The sequence below is a fragment of the Streptomyces sp. NPDC127097 genome (assembly GCF_042724075.1).
Classification (GTDB): domain Bacteria; phylum Actinomycetota; class Actinomycetes; order Streptomycetales; family Streptomycetaceae; genus Streptomyces.
Map to the genome: position 1 here is coordinate 84360 of NZ_JBHXFI010000006.1, position 19327 is coordinate 103686.

14 protein-coding genes and 2 pseudogenes are annotated in these 19327 nt (G+C 70.4%); 8 read left to right on the forward strand and 8 right to left on the reverse strand.

The annotated features are described in order from the left end of the window. The first annotated feature begins 4 nt into the window (after positions 1 to 4). The 3 genes and pseudogenes from ACFWJW_RS07750 to ACFWJW_RS07760 all read left to right on the forward strand — a co-directional run. A complete protein-coding gene (locus ACFWJW_RS07750; RefSeq protein WP_387236452.1) occupies positions 5 to 1318 on the forward strand; it encodes an MFS transporter in 1314 nt (437 codons plus the stop codon). 963 nt (positions 1319 to 2281) lie between these two features. Continuing rightward, positions 2282 to 3064, forward strand: a pseudogene (locus tag ACFWJW_RS07755) (nitrate- and nitrite sensing domain-containing protein); the annotation flags it as partial. Between the two features lie 832 nt (positions 3065 to 3896). Beyond that, positions 3897 to 4274, forward strand: a pseudogene (locus ACFWJW_RS07760) (ATP/GTP-binding protein); the annotation flags it as partial. Here ACFWJW_RS07760 and ACFWJW_RS07765 read toward each other — a convergent pair. The 4 genes from ACFWJW_RS07765 to ACFWJW_RS07780 all read right to left on the reverse strand — a co-directional run bounded on the left by ACFWJW_RS07765 (position 4235) and on the right by ACFWJW_RS07780 (position 7414). Further along, complete coding sequence (locus ACFWJW_RS07765) at positions 4235 to 5392, reverse strand: NAD(P)-binding domain-containing protein (RefSeq protein WP_387236454.1); 1158 nt, start codon at positions 5390 to 5392, stop codon at positions 4235 to 4237. The pseudogene ACFWJW_RS07760 and the gene ACFWJW_RS07765 overlap by 40 nt on opposite strands. Positions 5393 to 5689: 297 nt before the next feature. After that, a complete protein-coding gene (locus ACFWJW_RS07770) occupies positions 5690 to 6895 on the reverse strand; it encodes an LLM class flavin-dependent oxidoreductase (protein ID WP_387236456.1) in 1206 nt (401 codons plus the stop codon). Between the two features lies 1 nt (position 6896). Beyond that, entirely contained in the window at positions 6897 to 7112 is a 216-nt protein-coding gene (locus ACFWJW_RS07775; RefSeq protein WP_387236458.1) for a hypothetical protein, read from the reverse strand. Positions 7113 to 7324: 212 nt separating this feature from the next. After that, positions 7325 to 7414 (reverse strand): putative leader peptide, encoded by a 90-nt coding sequence (locus ACFWJW_RS07780; RefSeq protein ID WP_387236460.1) that lies wholly within the window; start codon positions 7412 to 7414, stop codon positions 7325 to 7327. Positions 7415 to 7559: 145 nt separating this feature from the next. Between ACFWJW_RS07780 and ACFWJW_RS07785 the strand changes: the two genes are divergently transcribed. From ACFWJW_RS07785 to ACFWJW_RS07795, 3 genes are all read left to right on the forward strand, one after another. After that, positions 7560 to 7982 carry a YjbQ family protein gene (locus ACFWJW_RS07785; protein ID WP_387236462.1) on the forward strand — a complete coding sequence of 141 codons (423 nt, stop codon included), beginning with the start codon at positions 7560 to 7562 and terminating at the stop codon, positions 7980 to 7982. Between the two features lie 231 nt (positions 7983 to 8213). Further along, entirely contained in the window at positions 8214 to 11765 is a 3552-nt protein-coding gene (locus tag ACFWJW_RS07790; protein WP_387236464.1) for a trypsin-like peptidase domain-containing protein, read from the forward strand. A gap of 49 nt (positions 11766 to 11814) precedes the next feature. Then, positions 11815 to 12156: a CU044_2847 family protein gene (locus tag ACFWJW_RS07795; RefSeq protein WP_387236466.1), complete on the forward strand. Its 342-nt coding sequence runs from the start codon at positions 11815 to 11817 to the stop codon at positions 12154 to 12156. Positions 12157 to 12159: 3 nt separating this feature from the next. Here the strand turns inward: ACFWJW_RS07795 and ACFWJW_RS07800 are convergent, their stop codons facing one another. Then, entirely contained in the window at positions 12160 to 12735 is a 576-nt protein-coding gene (locus tag ACFWJW_RS07800; RefSeq protein WP_387236468.1) for a CGNR zinc finger domain-containing protein, read from the reverse strand. Positions 12736 to 12817: 82 nt separating this feature from the next. On the opposite strand from ACFWJW_RS07800, the gene ACFWJW_RS07805 reads away from it, so the two are divergent. Further along, positions 12818 to 13987 carry an epoxide hydrolase family protein gene (locus ACFWJW_RS07805; RefSeq protein WP_387236470.1) on the forward strand — a complete coding sequence of 390 codons (1170 nt, stop codon included), beginning with the start codon at positions 12818 to 12820 and terminating at the stop codon, positions 13985 to 13987. Between the two features lie 171 nt (positions 13988 to 14158). Here the strand turns inward: ACFWJW_RS07805 and ACFWJW_RS07810 are convergent, their stop codons facing one another. From ACFWJW_RS07810 to ACFWJW_RS07820, 3 genes are all read right to left on the reverse strand, one after another. Then, positions 14159 to 15571, reverse strand: coding sequence for a DEAD/DEAH box helicase (locus ACFWJW_RS07810; RefSeq protein ID WP_387236472.1), 1413 nt, complete (start codon positions 15569 to 15571; stop codon positions 14159 to 14161). A 222-nt stretch (positions 15572 to 15793) separates the two neighbouring features. After that, the gene (locus ACFWJW_RS07815; protein WP_387236474.1) at positions 15794 to 16552 is read right to left on the reverse strand and encodes an alpha/beta hydrolase family protein; all 759 of its coding nucleotides are present in this window, start codon (positions 16550 to 16552) and stop codon (positions 15794 to 15796) included. Between the two features lie 120 nt (positions 16553 to 16672). Then, positions 16673 to 18217, reverse strand: coding sequence for an FMN-binding glutamate synthase family protein (locus ACFWJW_RS07820; RefSeq protein WP_387236475.1), 1545 nt, complete (start codon positions 18215 to 18217; stop codon positions 16673 to 16675). A 481-nt stretch (positions 18218 to 18698) separates the two neighbouring features. Between ACFWJW_RS07820 and ACFWJW_RS07825 the strand changes: the two genes are divergently transcribed. Beyond that, complete coding sequence (locus ACFWJW_RS07825) at positions 18699 to 19313, forward strand: hypothetical protein (RefSeq protein ID WP_387236477.1); 615 nt, start codon at positions 18699 to 18701, stop codon at positions 19311 to 19313. Positions 19314 to 19327: the final 14 nt, after the last annotated feature.

The following is a 19327-nucleotide window of genomic DNA, read 5'->3' on the forward strand; positions in this document are numbered from 1 at the left end:
GACCATGACCAACGCCGAGCACATAGCCGAGGAGCGGGCGCCCGGCGGCGCCCGCCCGCCGTCACGGCTGCGGCAGCTCGCCGCCGCCTCCATCGGCAACGCCGTTGAGTGGTACGACTGGTACGCGTACTCCTTCCTCGCGGTCTACTTCGCCGAGCAGGTCTTCCCGAAGGGCGCCGGCAACTCCCTGGTGCCGCTGCTCTCGACCTTCGCGGTCTTCGCGGTCGGCTTCTTCATGCGGCCGGTCGGCGGACTGCTGATGGGCGCGATCGCCGACCGCCGCGGCCGGCGGACCGCACTGACCCTCACCATCCTGCTGATGGGCGGCGGCAGCCTGCTGGTCGCGCTCACCCCCACCTATGCGGCCACCGGAGTCCTGGCCCCGCTCGTGCTGGTCCTCGCCCGCCTGGTCCAGGGCCTGTCGGTGGGCGGCGAGTTCGCGGCCTCCACGACCTTCCTCGTCGAATCGGCGGGGCCCGGCCGGCGCGGGCTGTTCTCCAGCTTCCAGTACGTGTCCACCACCGCCGGGCAGTTGCTGGCGTCCGGGACCGCGGCGCTGCTCGCGGCGCTGCTCACCGAGCAGCAGATGGGGCAGTGGGGCTGGCGGGTGGCGTTCCTCATCGGGGCGCTGCTGAGCCTGCTGGGACTGTGGATCCGGCGCGGCGCCCAGGAGACCCTTCGGGAGCTCCCCGACGCGCAGCAGGCGGCCGACCGTCCCGGCCTCTTCGAGGCGCTGCGCCGCCACCCCCGCCAGTCGCTGCTGATCTGCGGCATCACCGCGGGCGGCACCATCGCCTACTACACCTGGACCACGTACCTGCCCACCTACGCGCAGGTCAACGCGGGCTTCGACAAGGGGGATGCGCTCACCGTCGGAACCCTCTCACTCGCCTTCTTCGCCCTGCTCCAGCCGCTCGGCGGGATGCTCTCGGACCGCATCGGCCGCAAACCGCTGCTGCTCGGCTTCTCCCTGGGCTTCGCCGTCCTGGCCGTGCCGCTGCTGCACCTGGTCACCGACGCGTTCATCTCGCTGCTGCTGGTGCAGTGCGCGGGCATGGTGCTGCTCACCGGATACACCGCGGTCGCCGCGGCCGTGAACGCCGAGGTCTTCCCCGCGCGGGTGCGCGCCGCCGGCATCGGTTTCCCGTACTCGCTCACCGTCGCCCTCTTCGGCGGCACCGCTCCGTACGTCGGCACCTGGTTCAAGCAGGCCGGCCACGCCGATCTCTTCCCCTGGTACGTGGCCGCGCTGTGCCTGGTGTCGTTCCTCGTCTATCTGACGCTGCCGGAGACGGCCCGGCAGGAGCTGGACAAGTAGCCCGGCGGACACGAAGGCGCCGCCCGCCCCGGGACGGGGACGGGCGGCGCCTTGGGGGGTGAAGCCGGTCAGACGAGCCAACCCACGAAGTGCAGGATGTTGGCCAGCAGATTGGTGAGGATGTCCATGGGGATTCGTCTCCTTGAAGTTGCGGGACTCAACTCTCCGGACCAGCAAGGGATTTCGACCGGAGGCGCCATAACGGTCTGCAGCACGTCGCTCGCGCCCCGTCATCATGGCTCGTCGCTACGAGTCAATTGAAGGCCCGGCCTTTTCGATCATGTTTTCTGGCGAACGCTCGCCCGCATGTGTGCTTGTTCGCATCGTGTGGAGTCTTCGCGATGCCCCATATGACGCCCCTGCCGCCCTTCAAGAGGGCATGGCGGAGCTTGTGGAGGCATGGTGGTCGCGTTATGCGTGACCTTTCTCATTGCTGAAATGAGCCGGGCGGCATTCACCCGGAATTGACGTGCGATCAGAAGTCCCGGACGCCCGGGCAATGATGGACATATACCCGGAAGTGGGCTCACTGAACTCGCCGGTAGCAAAACGGTGTGTCAAGAGAATGGCCGCCGTACGCATCGAATTGACCCCAGCCGGGCGCCGTTGACCGGTGTCAACGCAATGGAATTCATCTTTCCGCTGGCCGTCGCACTCGGTTCATTTCTCTTCCTCGCAGCGGCCTTTGTCGCATTGTCCCCGACCGCCCGCGAGCGTGCCGCAGCCGCCTCCGTCGATTCGCTGCCCGAGCACTGAACTCCGCACCTCGTCAGACCTGTTGAGGAATTCATGCACATACGACAGACCCCGGACCGGTCCGGGCCCGCAGGGGAAGCCCAGCCGCCCGGGAACCGACGCCCCCGGCATGCGCTGCCCACGGTCGCCAAGTCCTGGAAATTCGCGACGGATTACCGCGTTCGCCTGATGCCCCGCTCGGTGCGCGCGAAGATCGTCGCGCTGCTCATGGTGCCCGTGGTGTCCCTGATCGCCCTCTGGGCATTCGCCACCCTCACCACCGCGCGGAATGTCTCCGGCCTCCAGCAGCTCAAGGACGTCAACGCCACCGTCGTCGCCCCGGTCGGGGATTTCGTCTCCGCCGTACAGGAAGAGCGCAGCGCCGCGGCCCGCGCCCTCGCTTCCCCCGATCCCGGACGCCAGCAGACGCTGCGGGAACGGCAGCGGGCCACCGACTCCACCGCGCTCGCCCTTCGAAACGGCATCGACGCCGGCAGTGCGGACGCGGAGACCACCGACGCCCGGCTGCCCGGCCGTATCGACCGGCTGCTGCACGACGCCGACGGCCTGGCCGCGCTGCGCGGACGCGTCGATGGCGACAAGCCCGACCGGGACCGTCTGGTCGCCGACTACACCGGCGTCATCGAGGACGGTTTCGCCACCGTCGGCGCGCTGACCGGCCTGGAGAAGACGCCGGTCTCCTCGGAGGCGCGCGTCGTCCTGGAACTCTCCCGGGCCCGCGAGGCGCTCGCCCATGAGGACGCGGTCCTCGGCGCCGCCCAGCTCTCCGGCCGGATGTCACCGGGGCAGTTCGACGCGTTCACCGGCGCGGTGCACACCCAGCGCGCACTGTTCACCGGCGCGGTCGACGATCTCGGGCCCCGGGACGCCGCGGCCTACCACCGGATCCTGGACGGCTCGGCCTACCGCGACCTGCGCGCCGCCGAGAACGCCGTACGGGACGCCGGCGCGGGCACCCGGGCCGCCACCGCCGTCCCCGCCGTGCGCTGGACCGATGTCAGCGACACCGTCCTGCACGATCTCCGCACCGCACAGCGGGCCGCGAGCACCGGGGCGGCCCAGGACGCCGACCCGCTGTCCGCCGGGACGCTCGGCGGACCCGGCATGGCCGTCGTCCTGGGTCTGGCCGGTGTCCTGCTCTCGCTCCTCATCTCGGTCAAGATCGGCCGTCGGCTGGTCGTCGAGCTGGAGCAGCTGCGCAACTCCGCGCTGCGGGTCGCCCGCCGGGATCTGCCCGCCTCCATGCGGCTGCTGCACGCGGGCAAGAAGGTGGACATGGACGCCGTCGCGCCGCTCGGCGACCGCGGCACCGGCCGCGACGAAGTGGGGCAGGTCGGCGAGGCCCTGGTGGCGGTGCACCGTGCCGCGCTCCAGGCGGCGGCCGGCCGCGCCGAGGCGCTCAGCGGTATCTCCGGTGTCTATGTGAGCCTCGCGCGGCGCAGCCAGCTGCTGCTGCACCGCCAGCTCGCCCTGCTGGACACCATGGAACGCCGCACCGAGGACCCGGTGGAACTGGAGGACCTCTTCCGGCTCGACCACCTCACCACCCGGATGCGGCGGCACGCGGAGAGCCTGATCATCCTCTCCGGCGCCGCGCCCGGCCGGGGCTGGCGCCATCCCGCCCCGCTGCTCGACGTGGTACGCGCGGCCGTCGCCGAGGTGGAGGACTTCCCGCGGGCCGAGGTGCACTCCGTCGTCGACGCCCGGCTGGCCGGCGGCGCGGTGGCCGGCCTCACCCATCTGCTGGCCGAACTCGTCGAGAACGCGGTGATGTTCTCGCCCCCGCAGACGAAGGTGCAGGTACGCGCCGAACGGGTCGGCCATCCACGACGACCTGGCGCTGTATCTGTTCGGCGCGCCGGGGCAGAACCGGTTCTGGTTCCTGTGGGACGAGCTGGCGCAGGGCGCGCTCGGCGCGGTGGTGCTCGCCGACACCCGGCGGCTCGCCGACAGCTTCGCGGCCGTCGACTACTTCGCGCACCGCAGCATCCCGTTCGTCGTCGCCGTCAACTGCTTCGACGGCGTCCGCGCCCACCGGGCGCAGGAGGTGGCACGGGCCCTGGACCTCGATCCGGCGACCCCGGTGCTGCTGTGCGACGCCCGGGAGCGCGCGTCCTGCAAGGAGGTGCTGATCGGGCTGGTCGAGCACGCGGCCTCGGCCTACGAGGCCAGGCTGCCCGCCAACTCCGGGACCCCGTAGGCCGGTTGCGGGTCCTCGGTCAGCAGTCCGCGGACGCCGACGGCCGCGGCCCGGCCCGCGCGGTTGGCGCCGATGGTGCTCGCCGACGGCCCGTAACCGACGAGATGGACCCGCGCGTCACGGAGCGTGCGGGTGCCGTCCATCCGGATGCCGCCGCCCGGCTCGCGCAGCCGCAGCGGGGCGAGATGGTCGAGGGCGGGGCGGAAGCCCGTCGCGTAGAGGATCGCGTCGGCTTCCGCCGTCCGCCCGTCGTCCCAGACCACACCCGTGGGCGTGAGGCGCTCGAAGAGCGGCAGCCGCTCCAGTACGCCGCTCTCCCGGCCCTGCCGGATCGCCTCGGTCATCGGCAGTCCGGTCACGCTCACCACGCTCCGGGGCGGCAGCCCCTGCCGGACCCGGTCCGCCACCAGGGCGACCGCGGCCCGGCCCTGCTCCTCGCCGAACGGCCCCGCGCGGAACACCGGCGGCCGACGGGTCACCCAGGTCGTGGCGGCCGCCACCGGAGCGATCTCCAGGAGCTGCTGCACGGCCGAGGTCCCGCCGCCGACCACCACCACGCGCGCCGCACGGAAGTCCTCCGGGCCCCGGTACTGCGCACTGTGCAGCTGCCGGCCGCGGAAGACCTCCTGCCCGGGGAACCGCGGCCAGAACGGCCGGTCCCAGGTCCCGGTCGCATTGATCAGCGCCCGTGCCGCATAGTTCCCCTCCGACGTCTCGATCAGCAGCCGCCCGCGCCCCAGGGCTCCGGCGGGTTCCGGCCAGGAGGGGTCCGCAGCGCCCTCGCGCACCGACAGCACGCTCACCGGCCGGTGCACCCGCAGCCCGAAGGTCCGCTCGTAGCTGTCGAAGTACCCGCCGATCACCTCGGACGACGGCCGCCGCGGATCCGCGCCGGTCAGCTCCAGGCCCGGCAGCGCATGCATCCCGTGCACCTTGTCGTACGTCAGCGTGGGCCACCGGAACTGCCAGGCGCCGCCCGGGCGGGGCGAGTGATCGAGCACCACGAAGTTCCGGTCGGGCCGATAGCCGATCCGCCGCAGATGAAAGGCGGCGGCCAGACCGGCCTGCCCGGCACCGACCACCACGACCTCGACCGCACGCACCCCGGTGTTGTTCATGCTTCTACTAACTGGGGGAGGGGGCCAGGTCTTCCCGCGGTGGATGGCGGCTTTTCCCGCCTTGCCGACCGGCTCTTCCCGCCCGGCGTCCGGCCGCCCGCGTGCACCGGACCGAGCGCCGTAAGCCACGACGGCGGGGCCCCGGCCATGACGGCCGGGCCGCTGGCCATGAGGGCCGGGCCCCTGGCCACGACGGCTAGGCCCCTGGCCATGACGGCCGGTCCCCTGGCCACGACGGCCGGGCCGCAGAGGCAACCCCGCGCCCCAGCGGCCCGGCCACCCTGCCCCGGCCGGCGTTCAGCGACCGCCGGCGATCAGCAGCGGCGCCCCGCCCGGCGCGGACGCCGGCCGGCCATTGGCCGCCGGTACGCCGGCCAGCGGATCAGGGCCCGCCGCCAGCAGCCCCCGGGCGGCCAGCTCCGGCCGTACGCCCTCCCCGAACCAGTACGCCTCCTCCAGATGCGGATAGCCGGAGAGCACGAAGTGCTCGATGCCCAGGGAGTGGTACTCCTCGATCCGGTCGGCCACCTCCGCATGGCTTCCGACCAGCGCGGTCCCCGCACCACCCCGCACCAGACCGACCCCCGCCCACAGATTGGGCGAGATCTCCAGCTTGTCGCGCGAGCCCCCGTGCAGCGCCAGCATCCGCTGCTGTCCCACCGACTCGCTCTTGCCCAGCGCCTGCTGTGCGGCCGCCACCGTCGCCGGATCGAGGTCGTCCAGCAGTCGGCCGGCGGTCGCCCAGGCATCCTTCGACGTGTCCCGCGAGATGGTGTGCAGCCGGATGCCGAACCGGACCGTCCGCCCCTCCTTCTCCGCCAGCCCGCGAATCCAGTCGATCTTCTGCCGGACCTCCTCGGGCGGCTCACCCCAGGTCAGGTACACATCCACATTCCGGGCGGCGACCGGCCCCGCCGCCGACGACGAGCCGCCGAAGAAGATCTGCGGCAGCGGGTCCGGCGGCAGCGCCGTCAGCCCGCCCGCCACCTGGTAGTGCTCGCCGTGGAAGTCGAACGGCCGGCCACCCCAGACGCCCCGTACGATCCGCAGGAACTCATCGGTACGCGCATACCGCCGGTCATGGTCGAGATGATCGCCGAACCGCCGCTGTTCGGTCGAGTCGCCGCCGGTCACCACATTCAGCAGCAGCCGCCCCCGCGAGATCCGCTGATAGGTCGCGGCCATCTGCGCCGCCAGCACCGGCGAGATCACCCCGGGCCGGAACGCGACCAGGAACTTCAGCCGCTCGGTGACCTGGGTGAGCGCCACCGTCGTCAGCCAGGCGTCCTCGCACCACGTACCCGTCGGTGTGAGCACCGCCTCGAACCCCAACTGCTCGGCCGCCTTGGCGATTTGGGCCAGATACTCGATGTCCGGGGCCCGTACCCCGCTCACCGGGGTGATGCGGTCCCGTCGAATCCCGCCGTCGGTATAGGCGTGCCGGTCGACGAGGGTCCGGCCGTCGCCGCCGGTCGGCAGAAACCAGTGCAGGTGTACGGACATCTCAGTGGCCCTTTCCATAGGTACGCGGCGCCGTGCCCGAGGGCGGCAGGTCACCGTCGAAACGGGGGTCGACGAACGCGCCGAAGCCGAAGGACAGGGGGATCGGCTTCAGCGCCGCGAACGTGCCGACGATCCGCTGCTCGGAGGCGACGGCCGCCTTGTCCACGTCCACCGCGACCGCCGTCCCCCGGGTGCGTTTGACGGCGTCCAGCGCCATCTTGTCCGGCAGCCCGGTCTCCTTCGCCCATGCCTTGGCCCAGGCAGCGGCGAGGGCGTCGGCCGGCTGAAGGTAGGTGAGCGTGACACCCTTCGGCGTCAGTCCGGCCTTCTTCTCGCGGCAAGGCCAGGAAAGGCCGCTACGCCAGAAGGTTCACCAAGCAACAAAGGCGACAGGGGTGAACAGTGGCCGCTATCAAGGACAGCAGCGCATCAGCAACGGCCGCCGCGGTGACACGTGGCCGAGGCCACCCGCACCAGGTCGATGTGACCACGCGTGGTGAGCAGGGCTGATGGAGACATGCCGCCGAACGTAGCGGCGCGCTCCGAGCGGGGTCAATCGTGGTCTCGGCTGATGGACCTTTGTTGCCGGAGCATGGAGACGGCATTGCGGACGACACCCACGGGGCTGCGGACGAGGGCGGGCCGGCCATACGAAAATGACGGCATGAGCACCGCATTCACCACCCGCACCCTTGACGTCACCACCGGCTCCACGGAAACCGTCGCCGACCTCACCGCCGACTGCGCCGCCTTCCTCCGCGAGGCAGCCGACGGCCGCGACGGCCTGCTGAACATCTTCGTGCCACACGCCACCGCCGGCATCGCCGTTCTGGAAACCGGCGCGGGCAGCGACGAAGACCTCCTGGCCGCCCTGCACGACCTCCTGCCCGCCGACAACCGCTGGCGCCACCGCCACGGCACCCCCGGCCACGGCCGCGACCACGTCCTCCCCGCCCTCGTCCCACCCCACGCGACCCTCCCCGTCGTAGCGGGCCGCCTGGCACTGGGGACGTGGCAGTCCGTCTGCCTGGTCGACACCAACGTCGACAACCCGAACCGGCAGGTCCGGCTGAGCTTCCTGGGGTGACCAAGATGTCCTGGGGCACGTCACCAGCGGACCGCTCGGTTCCACCGAAGTTGCCATATCCACCATCGTGAGGGCGCGTCCGGCGCAGCGATGTGCAGCGTTCCCTGTCCTCTTCGACGGTGAAAACGATCTCTCCCATTCGAGTCCGAAGGGTTCAGGCATACCGCCCGGGCGGGGTGGTATGCCGGTACCGTTGAGGCAGATGTCAGTACACGGGGGTCTGATATGCGCGTGCCTCTTGAGGCTGGGCTGGTGCGGATCTGGGACGGTGACGAGCCCGTGGGGGCCGGCTTTCTCGCCGGTCCCCGGCACTTGGTATCGGCTGCGCACGTGGTCGCCGGAGTTCTCGGGTTGTCCGCCGACGAGACCCCGCCCGAGGGGGCCTCGGTCAGTCTTGATTTCCCGTTGCTCGCCCCGGGCAGACGGCAGCTCGCGGACATCGTCGCCTGGCGGCCTCCCGTGCCGGAGGACGGGACGGACGTCGTCGGGCTGCGGTTGCGGGAGCCACCGCCCGCGGACGCCCGGCCGCTCGTCCTGAGCCGGCGGCACGGGGAGTTGGACGGTTCGCTGGTCATGGTGGGCTTTCCCCGTGGTCTGGAGCTCGGCACCTGGGTACACGGGCGCCAGGGCGGTCCCGTCGCCACGGGCTGGGTGGAGATCGAGAGCGACCCGGCACGGCAGGCCATGCTGGCCCCCGGCTTCTCCGGAGCCCCGGTGTGGAGCACCGACGCGGACGCTGCCGTGGGCATGGTCGGCTACCGGGTCACCGGCGCGGGCACGAAGATCGGTTACATGCTCCCGGTGGACATGCTGCTGGCGGCGTGGCCCGAGCTGGCCGAGGTGATCGAGCGGCGCGTCCCGTACCGGGCACTGCGCCCCTTCACCGAGCAGGACGCCGATCTTTACTACGGGCGCGAGGAGTTGGCCGGTCAGCTCGCCGACCGCATCCGCTCCGGAGTGCCGTTGATCAGCGTCATCGGCGGATCGGGTATCGGGAAGTCCTCGCTGTGGCACGCAGGCGTGGTGCCGCGGCTGCGCGCCACCGACTCCTCGGGCGCCATCCGGCTCACCCTGGCGTTACGCCCGTCCGACGCCGCCACCCCGCTGACCGCACTGGCCTTCGCCCTCGACCGGCTGATGCGTACCGACCTCACAGCGGCGGCCCGGCTGGAGTCGGTCGCCGCGACCGAGGGCCGGCTGGCCAGGGGGCAGCTGCCGGACATCGTGGCGGCCGTGCTGGAGCAGCACCATGCGGGCCAACTGGTCGTGTGCGTCGACCAGTTCGAGGAGGTCTTCGCGGCGTCGGGCAACGACCGCTCCGCGTTCGTCCGCGCTCTACTGCCCTGCTTGTCCTCCGGGTCCCGGCTGTGTGTGCTGGTGAACCTGCGTGACACCTTCCTGGGGACGGCGCTGGCCGACCGCGCCGCCGCCGACCTCGCCAGGACGTGGTTGCCGGTCACCGTGGGCGAGATGACCGAGGGCGAACTGCGCCGGGTCATGACCGGGCCGCTGGAGGGTGTCGGCACGGTCGCCTTCGCCGACGGGCTGGTCGAACGCATCCTGGACGACCTGAAACACACCCCGAATCCCCTGCCCCTGCTCGAATTCACGCTCGCCGAGCTGTGGGCGCGCCGACGGGCGGGACTGCTGACCCACGCGGCGTACGAGGAACTGGGCGGCATCTCAGAGGCACTCGCCCGCTACGCGGACCGGATCTGGGCCGGCATCGACCCGGAGAGCCGGAAGGTCGCCGACCGGCTCCTCATCCAGCTGGTCCGGCCCCTGCCCGACGGCGACCTCGCCGTACGCCGCACCGCGTTGCGTGACGACTGCGACGAGAACCAGTGGACCGTCGGGCAGCGCCTCGCCACGTCACGGCTCCTGGTGATGCACCGGATCGGCGGCGACCCGGGCGGCACCTCCGGTATCGAGCTGGCGCACGACTCGCTCCTGCTGCACTGGGGGCATCTGCGCGAACTCTGTGACGAGCACCGCGCGTTCCGCGTCTGGCAGGACGCCCTCCGGCAGCGCATGGCCACCTGGTCCGAGCAGGGACGCCCGGGCAGGCGGCTGCTCGCCGGCGCCGAGCTGAGGGACGCCCGCCGGTGGATGGGCACTCATGAGGCCCATCTCTCCGCCCAGGAGACCCACTACATCGTGGCCGGCCGGGTGCGCCGCTGGCGGGTGAACGGCGCTGTCTCCGCCGCCCTGGCCCTCGCGCTGGTGGCGGGGACGCTGATCTACCAGAACCGCAGCGAGCAGGTGGAGGCGTCCCTCGCGGGTACCTTGCGCACCAAGGCCGAGGAGCGGGCTTCCTACGACCCCTACGGCGCGATGCAGCTGGGCCTGCGCGCCTACCGCACGCACCCTGACAGCGGTCTGCCGGACGTCTTCGACGGACTGGGTCCCGTCGACCGGATAGTGCCCCACCTCGATGCGGCGACCACGGCACCGCGTGACGAATCCCCGACGTCGACACCGACCGCGCAGAAGATTCCGCCGTTGTCGTACGCCGACCAGATGGCACTCCAGGATCTGACCCCACTGGTGGCGGCCGGCGGCCGGACCCTGGTCACGCGCGCCCCGAAGGGCCAGATCGTCCCGTGGAGGGATTCCGGGCGCGGGCTGGTGGCTGAGCCCCTGGACGGGGTGCTGAAGGAGAAGGACCAGACCGACCATGCAGTGATCAGCCGCGACGGACGGTACATCGCGTTCCTTGACGAGCCCTTTCCGGACCTGGACGGGAAGCGGAGGGTGCCCGGCTCCTGCTCCGTGCCGGACATGACGAGCGCCACCAACAAGGTCTGCCTGGTTGTCTACGACACGGTCGGACACCGGGTCGTCCTCGGTACCGAGTTCGCCCCGCTGCCCCGGGTCGGCGTGGTCTCCATGAGCATCGACCCGACCAACCGGGTACTCGGGCTCGTACTGCCGGACAGCATGGATCCCATGACGGCCGCGGGCCGGCGCAACACCCTGTACCTCCTCGACCTGAAGACCGGCAAGCTTCTCCGCAAGTCCGTATTGCCGTGGCAGAGCGCGGTGTTCAACTTCTGGCTGGGGCCGGACGGCAAGTCCGCGATCCTGGGGGAGAGCGAGTCGGACGGGTCATCGATCCGTACCGCGATCACCCTGACCCGAGTGGGCGTGGAATCCGATCGAGTCACCCGCACCGCGCTGGCGGACCCGTCCCGGACGCAGAACTTCATCACGAGCCCGGACGGCCGGACCGTCGCTGCCGTACTCAAGGGCGCGCCCGGCGCCTCGGCCGAGCTGAGGGCCTGGAACATCGCCACCGGCGCGCAGACGGGGTACATTCCGCGCCTCGACCCGGCGGAGGCTGACGGGACGCTCGCGCTCAACTCCACCGGGACCGCCGCATGGTTCTCCCTCCCACCCGATGCCGACGCCATCAATGACGACGCCGACTTCGTCGCCAAGGCAAGGAGCCGCGTATCCATCCGGTCACTGGCCACGGGAAAAGGCGTGGGCCGCTACTCCTATCCGGGGGACTGGTCGACACTGATGCCGCTGGGTGACTCTCCCGATGGCCCGGTCCTGCTCGTGGACCACACGGCGCTGGGCGTGGTGTCGGCGGCCTCTGGCGGGCGAAGCCCGCTCCAGCGGGTGGCGGACGCGGCCGAGGCCGGCCCACGCGAAGCCGTCAGGAAGCCACCCGGGGCCGACCGCCTGTGCGCGCTCCTGGGCCCCCAGGTCAACGATGCGCACCACATCAAGGATGTGATCCCCTCCGGGGCGTACAACGGGTCCCTGTGCCCCTGAGCCGGGACTGCCTACGCAGCACGCACATCACTCATGGATGAGGAGTCACATGGCTGAGATCGCTCGCTGGTCGCTGGACAACGGCGGAGAGGTGCTGGTGGAGATCGCGGAGGATGGCCCCGAGATCAGCCCGGTGTCCCGCTCCCGGGACGTGGTCCGGTCCGCGGCGACCTCGCTGGAGTCCGCACTGAGCAGTGTGCGGGACGCCTCGTCCACGATCCTCGGCCAGTTCCGCGATGCTTCCGTGTGCCCGGACAAGATCGAGGTGGAGTTCGGGGTGCGCCTGAGCACCGAAGCCGGTGCCGTCATCGCCAAATCCAGCCTCGACGGCCACTTGACGGTCAAGCTCAGCTGGGAGGGCGGACGAGCCGCCCAGGATCTACCGCGGTAACGATCACTCCGCTGATCTGGGGTTTTTGCGCTGGTTGGCATGGAAGCGCGCTTTCTTCTGACGATTCCCGCAGGTGTTCATGTCACACCACTTGCGGGTGCGGCTCTGGCTGGTGTCGAAGAAGGCGGCTCGGCAGGTCGGTGAGGCACACAAGGCCAGTTTTCCGTCTCGTTCGCCTGCGATGATGCTGATCGCGTCGGCGGCGATCACGCCGAGGGCATCTTCCACGCAGGAAGCCGAGTTGAGCCGCCAGTGCCGCTTGCCCTCGGGCGTCAGGATCGCCGCGGCCCGGCCCTGAGCGCTGAAGTCATTGATGACTTGGACAGCAGATGCGGGGAGAGCGTCCTGGATCGCGGCTGCTCTCGCGGCGGCGTGAATCGCCTCCCTCAGTTCCCGGGCGAGGTCGAGCTGGGCAGTGGTGCAGGAGTCCACGGCGAGGCCGTTCACCGCCAGCCAGTCGGCGAGTCGGTGCGGCGTGGGAATGCGCTCCACGGCGTTGCCATGACGCTCCGACAGAGTCCCCGTGAAGCTGGTCGCCAGCACGGTGCCGAGGCGGAAGTCAGGGAATCCAGCGCGCATGGAACCACCTTAGGCGGTTGCAGGGTGGTTCGGGAAGCTGCTAGAACCGCCATAGCCGGTTCCGCGATGGCCAGGAGGTCTCATGCCCCGTCCCACCAGCGACGTGCACGCATTTGAAGCCCACGCAACGGACGCTGACCTCGACGATCTGCGCGCGCGACTGGCCGCGGCGCGGCTACCGGAGGCCGAGACGGTCCCTCGCGCCGCGCCCGGCCCTCGCCGATGGGACCAGGGCGTTCCGCTCGCCGACCTCGTCGATGTCGTGAACTACTGGCGCACCGGGTACAACTGGCGGCGGTTCGAAGAGCGCCTCAACCAGATCGGGCAGTTCCGCACCATCATTGATGATCTGGGAATCCACTTCCTGCACCGCCGCTCCACGCGCGCGGATGCCACGCCACTGATCTTGACGCACGGCTGGCCGGACAGCATCGCCCGGTTCATCGATGTAGTGGACGAGCTGGCGGATCCGAAAGATGCGGACGCGCCGGCGTTCCACGTCGTGGTCCCGTCGCTGCCGGGCTTCGGGTACAGCGACAAGCCGGCCACCACCGGGTGGGGAACCGAAAAGATCGCGGCCGCATGGGTGGAACTGATGGGACGGCTCGGATACAGCAAGTTCGCAGCCCACGGCGGCGACTGGGGAGGCAATATCACCACGGTTCTCGGTGGCAGGTTCCCGGCGCAGGTGCTCGGCATCCACACGACGTTCGCGGAGGGACCGCCCGGCCTGACGACGGACGGGCTGACGGCGGCCGAGCGCAAGTGGGCCGAGGACACCCGGGATTTCTGGCGCCACCGCGCGGCGTACGCGAAGCAGCAGGCGACCCGGCCGCAGACCATCGGCTACTCGCTCGTCGACTCACCGGTCGGGCTTCTCGCCTGGATCCTTGACAAGTTCGCCGAGTGGTCGGACACCGAGGACAGTCCGTTCGAGACGATCTCCAGAGACCGTGTTCTCGACGACGTCACCCTGTACTGGCTGACGCGGACCGGCGCATCGTCCGCCCGCATTTACTACGAGAGCCACAACTCGCTGGACCCCGAACTTCGGGTCGACGTCCCGTCAGCAATCACCATGTACCCGCGCGACGTCGAGAAGTGTCCGCGCCCCTGGGCACAGGAGCGCTACCGGCAGATCGTCCGATGGGGGTCGCCCGAAGCCGGGGGACATTTCCCGTCGCTGGAGGTTCCCGAGTATTTCGTCCAGGACCTGCAAGAGGGCCTCGCGGCAGTGCTGGCCGCCGGGTAGCCCTCCCGGCGTCGGTCAGCCCTGTTGCGGTGGTCTTTCCACGCCTGCCGGGGCCTTGAGTCCCGGCGCGAGCGGCAGCGGACCGTGACAGGGGATGACGGACTCGGGAAGACGGCGCCGGCGTGGCTCTCGATCATGCGATCAGGAGGTTCCGGCGTTCGGGGCGGGCTCTCAGGCGCCGCGGCGCACCCGGGCTGCCTTGCGGGCCTCGGCGAGCTTACGGGCCTCGGTGGCTCTGCGGGACTTGCCACCGGTGCGGGAGGCGTCCTTGCTGGTGCCCAGGCCGCGGAAGGGGGTATGGGTGTTCTTGGCCCGGTGGGCGGTGGGCCTGCCGTCGAGCGCGGTGCCGGAGGGGGCCTTGGCCCCGGTGATCCGGCTCAGCTCCGCCTCACCCGAGCGCACCTTGGTGGTCGTCGGCTCGATGCCGGCCGCTGCCATCAGGCGGCTCATCTCCCTGCGCTGGCCCGAGAGGACCAGTGTGACGACCCGGCCGGACTCACCGGCCCGGGCGGTGCGGCCCGCGCGGTGCACATAGTCCTTGGGGTCGGTGGGCGGGTCGACGTTGACCACCAGATCGAGGTCGTCGATGTGCAGGCCACGGGCCGCGACATTGGTCGCCACCAGGACGGTGATCTGGCCGCTCTTGAACTGCGCGAGGGTCCGGGTGCGCTGCGGCTGGGACTTACCGCTGTGCAGGGCCGCGGCGTCCACCCCGCTGGCCCGCAGGTGCCGGGTGAGCTGGTCGACCGCGTGCTTGGTGTCCAGGAACAGCAGTACGCGGCCGTCGCGGGCGGCGATCTCGGTGGTGACGGCATACCGGTCGGGGCCATGAACGACCAGCACATGGTGGTCCATGGTCGTGACCGCGCCCGCGGACGGGTCGACCGAGTGGACGACGGGGTCATGGAGGTAGCGCCGGACCAGGTGATCGACGTCGGGGTCCAGGGTGGCGGAGAACAGCATCCGCTGACCGTCGCGGTGCACCTGGTCGAGCACCTCCGTGACGTGCGGCAAGAAGCCCATGTCACACATCTGGTCAGCCTCGTCGAGGACGGTGATCCGCACCCGCCCCAGGCCACAGGCCCTGCGCTCGATGAGGTCATGCAGGCGGCCAGGGGTGGCGACGATGACCTCGGCCCCGTCGCGCAACGCAGCGGCCTGCCGCCCGATCGACATGCCGCCGACGATCGCGGCCATCCGAAGCCGGAGCGCCTCGGCATACGGCGCGAGTGCTTCGGTGACCTGCTGGGCCAGCTCCCGGGTAGGCACGAGGATCAGGGCGAGGGGGTGCTTGGGTTCCGCGCGCCGCCCGGCCGTCCGTGCGAGCAGCGGCAGGCCGAAGGCGAGGGTTTTGCCCGATCCGGTGCGCCCGCGCCCCAGGACGTCGCGTCCCGCGAGGGCGTTGGGCAACGTGGCTGCCTGGATCGGGAAGGGCTCGCACACGCCAAGCTCGGTGAGCTTTCGCAGCACCTCGGCCGGCAGTTCCAGGTCGGCGAAGGAGACGACCGGGGGCACCGTCGGGGTGCGGGGCACTGGCCGGGCGAGGTCGCCGTGCGAGGTGCCGGGGTGGTCCGGGTGGTTCATGAAGGGCCTTCCGTATGCGGAACGTACCGAGGAAGGCCCGGCAGGAAATGAGCAGCCAACGAACAAGGGAATCGGACGGGCAGAATCGCCAGCCGTCACAGCCGTCACAGCCGTCACAGCCGTCCAAACGCCTGAGCGTAACACAAAGTGACATTGCGCTCGGCGCCGTGGTGCTTACCGCTCCGCCTGCGACTCACCTGGAGACGTCTCGGCTCCGGGCCGTCACCCGGGGATGTACTGATCGGCCCAGGCGCTGATGATGTGGGCGGCTCGCTGTGCTTGTCCTCGGGCGGTCAGGAGATGGTCTGCGCCTTCGAGGGAGACGAAGCTTCGCGGGTGTCGTGCCTCGCGGAAGATCTCTCCGGCGTTGTCGATGTGGACGGTGTTGTCGGTCGGCGAATGCAGGACGAGCAGCGGCAGGTCCAACTCGCCGATCCGGTCCCGCAGATGAGCACGGCGGACGTCTTCGACGAAGGCGCGCTTGAGGACCAGGGTCCGCCCGCCGACGAACCACTCGTGCGCCCCGTCACTGAGCACGCGGTCCACGACCGCGTCGTACTGTCGCTCGACGTGGCTGGGATCGACCGGCGCCCCGATCGTGGCGACCGCGCGGACGCCGGTTGCCTCGGCCGCCGCGGCCAGGACGGCGGCGCCTCCCCATGAGTGCCCCACCAGCAGGTCCGCCGGAGTCCCGCGCTCCGCCATCATGGCTGCGGCACGGATCGTGTCCTGGACCTTGACGGTGAAGGAACCGTCCCCCCAGTCGCCGTCGGAGTCCCCGATCCCGAGGTTGTCGAAGCGCAGCATGCCGATGCCCTCGCGTGCCAGCTGCTTGCTGACACGTGACGCGGCCGGCGAGTCCTTGCCGAGCGTGAATCCGTGCACGAAGATCCCCCAGCCGCGGATCTCGCCGTCCGGCAGGTCGATCGCTCCGGCCAGTTCGGGGCCGACGACGCTCGGGAATCTGACTTTTTCGCTCATGTTGTTCACCTAGGCAGGGGCTGTTCGTGGAGCAGGGAAGACAAGGGTGCCATTGGCCGGCGCCACGCCCGCGCTCCGGGCAGGGGAGCGGCGAGCGCGGTGCCTGCCGTGACCGGCGTGTCAGGCGGTCGGCTTCTGGTCGGCGGACTGCCCGGTGGTGAGCAGTGCGGTGATCTCCTCGGCGAGGTGCGGGCCGAGCTCGCCCCAGCCGTCCTTGTAGCCGTAGACGCCGGCCAGGGTGCGGGCCTCGTAGTCGCCGTTCATGATCTCGATGTCCGTGGCCGTGATGAGCGCCGGGTGGGCGACGCCGACGGCCGCCGAGACCTTCAGCAGCTCCTTGCGGAGGGTGCGCAGGTAGACGGCGGCCCGGGTGGCCTTCGAGGCCGGGTCGAGGCCGCGGGCCAGCCACGGGCTCTGGGTGGCGATGCCGGTGGGGCACTTGTCGGTGTGGCACTTCTGCGCCTGGATGCAGCCGATCGACAGCATCGCCTCACGGGCCACGTTGATCATGTCGGCACCCAGCGCGAAGGCGACCGCGGCGTTCTCGGGCAGGCCGAGCTTGCCGGAGGCGATGAACGTCAGGTCGTCGGTCAGCCCCCGCTCGGCGAAGGTGCCGTAGACCCGGGAGAAGCCCATCCGGAAGGGCAGCGACACCGAGTCGGAGAAGGTGAGCGGCGCCGCACCGGTGCCGCCCTCGCCGCCGTCGATGGTCACGAAGTCGACACCACGGTCACCACGCGCCATCAGCGTGGCCAGCTCCTGCCAGAACTCCATCTCGCCCACCGCGCTCTTGATCCCGACCGGCAGACCGGTCTCGGCGGCGAGCAGTTCGACGAAGTCGAGCATCGAGTCGACGTCGTCGAACGCGGTGTGCCGCGACGGGGAAGCACAGTCCTCGCCGAGCGGGATGCCGCGGATCTCGGCGATTTCCGGTGTCACCTTCGCGCCCGGCAGCATCCCGCCCAGCCCGGGCTTGGCACCCTGGGAGAGCTTGATCTCTATCGCCTTGACCGGGGCGCCCGCGACCACGTCCTTGAGCTTGTCGATGTTGAAGCTGCCGTCCTCGTTGCGGCAGCCGAAGTAGGACGTACCGATCTGAAGGACGAGGTCGCCGCCGTTGCGGTGGTACGGCGAGAGACCGCCCTCGCCCGTGTTGTGCAGGGTGCCCGCCAGCGCCGCCCCCTTGTTGAGCGCCGTGACCGCCGCGCCGGAGAGCGACCCGAAGCTCATCGCCGAGATGTTGACCACGCTCGCCGGCCGGAACGCCTTGGCCCGCCCGCGCGGCCCGCCCAGCACCTTGGCCGACGGCAGTGGGGCCTGCGGGTCGTGCAGGTCGGGCAGCGTGCCGGCGAACGTGCGCTGCTTCAGGTAGGCGTGCCCCTGGATGTGCTCGACGTCGTTGTCGGTTCCGAACCCGAAGTAGTTGTTCTCCCCCTTCGCCGACGCGTAGATCCAGGTGCGCTGGTCACGACTGAAGGGGCGTTCCTCGTCGTTGGAAGTGACTATGTACTGCCGCAGCTCCGGCCCGATGGTCTCCAACAGGTACCGGGCATGCCCGAGCACAGGGAAGTTCCGGAGCAATGCGTGCTTCTTCTGGACAAGGTCACGAGCGGCCACCAGTGCCAGTGCTGTTGCGGTGGCCGTGGCGATGCTCCGGGCGCGCATGAACGTTCCTCTCCTCGATGCTCGACTCCATCGCCGTGCGGTGGAGTCGTCGTGCGGGGCGTTGGGTGGCGGGCACGATCCAGTGGGCGTCAGCGTTCGTCGGAGAACGCCAAGTGATCCTAGGGGCTCGCCCGGAATGAGGGGCGCGGGTGGGGTGGTCTTCCCAGCGGTGGGGGGTTCAGGCGCGTGGGAGCAGGCCGTGCACGGTGACGCTCGGATAACACGGCGTAACGTCTGAGCGCCGGCCGAGGGCGAATCAGTCACCTACACCCGCACACGCCCGGGTTGTCACCGCAGGCGGCGGAACCGGCCGCCCGACGCCCGGGGCGCCGGTGGCACAAAGGGTCGGCCGCGACCACGACCGGGTGTCCGACGGTTCTCACTGCTTGCGGGTGAACCACGAAACCATGCCCTCGTGTCGGCCGAAACTGGACGATCATGCCCGTTATTGTCTGTTCTTGTGCCTTTGAGCTGTGCGTTTGTGAATCTCAAGCCGGGCGTCGGAAAGACGACGAGCGCTGTGTGGCTGGCCCACGCGCTCTACGAGTCGGGTATGCCGCCGCTGCTGGTCGACGGTGACCCGGCCGCTTCCGCGCTGCGCTGGAGCGAGCTGGCCGGTGGCTTTCCGTTTCCGGTGATCGCCCTGCCGGTGGGGGACGTCCACCGTCGGGTGAACGACTTCCTCGGCAACCGGCAGTCCGTCGTGCTCGATGCGCCCCAGCTGGAGGACCATCCCCGCATCGCCCGCAGCATCATGAGGTACGCCGGGGAGTGGATCGTGCCCGTGACCCCCGCCCCCATCGAGTTGGACCGGATGGCACCCATCCGGGGCGAGATGGCGGACGTGCAGTCCCTGCGTGCCCAGCCGGCCCGCTCGGCGGTGCTGCTCAATCGCACCAACCGTCCCGATGCCACGCGCACCGGGCCCGATGCGGACGCGCGCGAGGCGCTCACCGAGCGGGGTTTCGAGGTGCTGGAGACCCAGATCGCGCGGCTCGACCTGTACGCCCAGTCTTTCGGGAGCCCGGTCCAGGCCAAGGGATCGGCGTACATGGACTTCGCGGAGGAACTGATGAAGCGTCAGGATGAGACATGAGCCGGCGCAAGGAG

Excerpts from the sequence above, each read along its gene's own strand:
- ACFWJW_RS07750 (WP_387236452.1), top strand. The coding sequence starts at position 5 with ATGACCAACGCCGAGCACATAGCCGAGGAGCGGGCGCCCGGCGGCGCC.
- ACFWJW_RS07770 (WP_387236456.1), bottom strand. The coding sequence starts at position 6,895 with ATGTCCGTACACCTGCACTGGTTTCTGCCGACCGGCGGCGACGGCCGG.
- ACFWJW_RS07765 (WP_387236454.1), bottom strand. The coding sequence starts at position 5,392 with ATGAACAACACCGGGGTGCGTGCGGTCGAGGTCGTGGTGGTCGGTGCC.
- ACFWJW_RS07795 (WP_387236466.1), top strand. The coding sequence starts at position 11,815 with ATGGCTGAGATCGCTCGCTGGTCGCTGGACAACGGCGGAGAGGTGCTG.
- ACFWJW_RS07800 (WP_387236468.1), bottom strand. The coding sequence starts at position 12,735 with ATGCGCGCTGGATTCCCTGACTTCCGCCTCGGCACCGTGCTGGCGACC.
- ACFWJW_RS07775 (WP_387236458.1), bottom strand. The coding sequence starts at position 7,112 with ATGGCGCTGGACGCCGTCAAACGCACCCGGGGGACGGCGGTCGCGGTG.
- ACFWJW_RS07815 (WP_387236474.1), bottom strand. The coding sequence starts at position 16,552 with ATGAGCGAAAAAGTCAGATTCCCGAGCGTCGTCGGCCCCGAACTGGCC.
- ACFWJW_RS07805 (WP_387236470.1), top strand. The coding sequence starts at position 12,818 with ATGCCCCGTCCCACCAGCGACGTGCACGCATTTGAAGCCCACGCAACG.
- ACFWJW_RS07810 (WP_387236472.1), bottom strand. The coding sequence starts at position 15,571 with ATGAACCACCCGGACCACCCCGGCACCTCGCACGGCGACCTCGCCCGG.
- ACFWJW_RS07780 (WP_387236460.1), bottom strand. The coding sequence starts at position 7,414 with ATGTCTCCATCAGCCCTGCTCACCACGCGTGGTCACATCGACCTGGTG.
- ACFWJW_RS07820 (WP_387236475.1), bottom strand. The coding sequence starts at position 18,217 with ATGCGCGCCCGGAGCATCGCCACGGCCACCGCAACAGCACTGGCACTG.
- ACFWJW_RS07785 (WP_387236462.1), top strand. The coding sequence starts at position 7,560 with ATGAGCACCGCATTCACCACCCGCACCCTTGACGTCACCACCGGCTCC.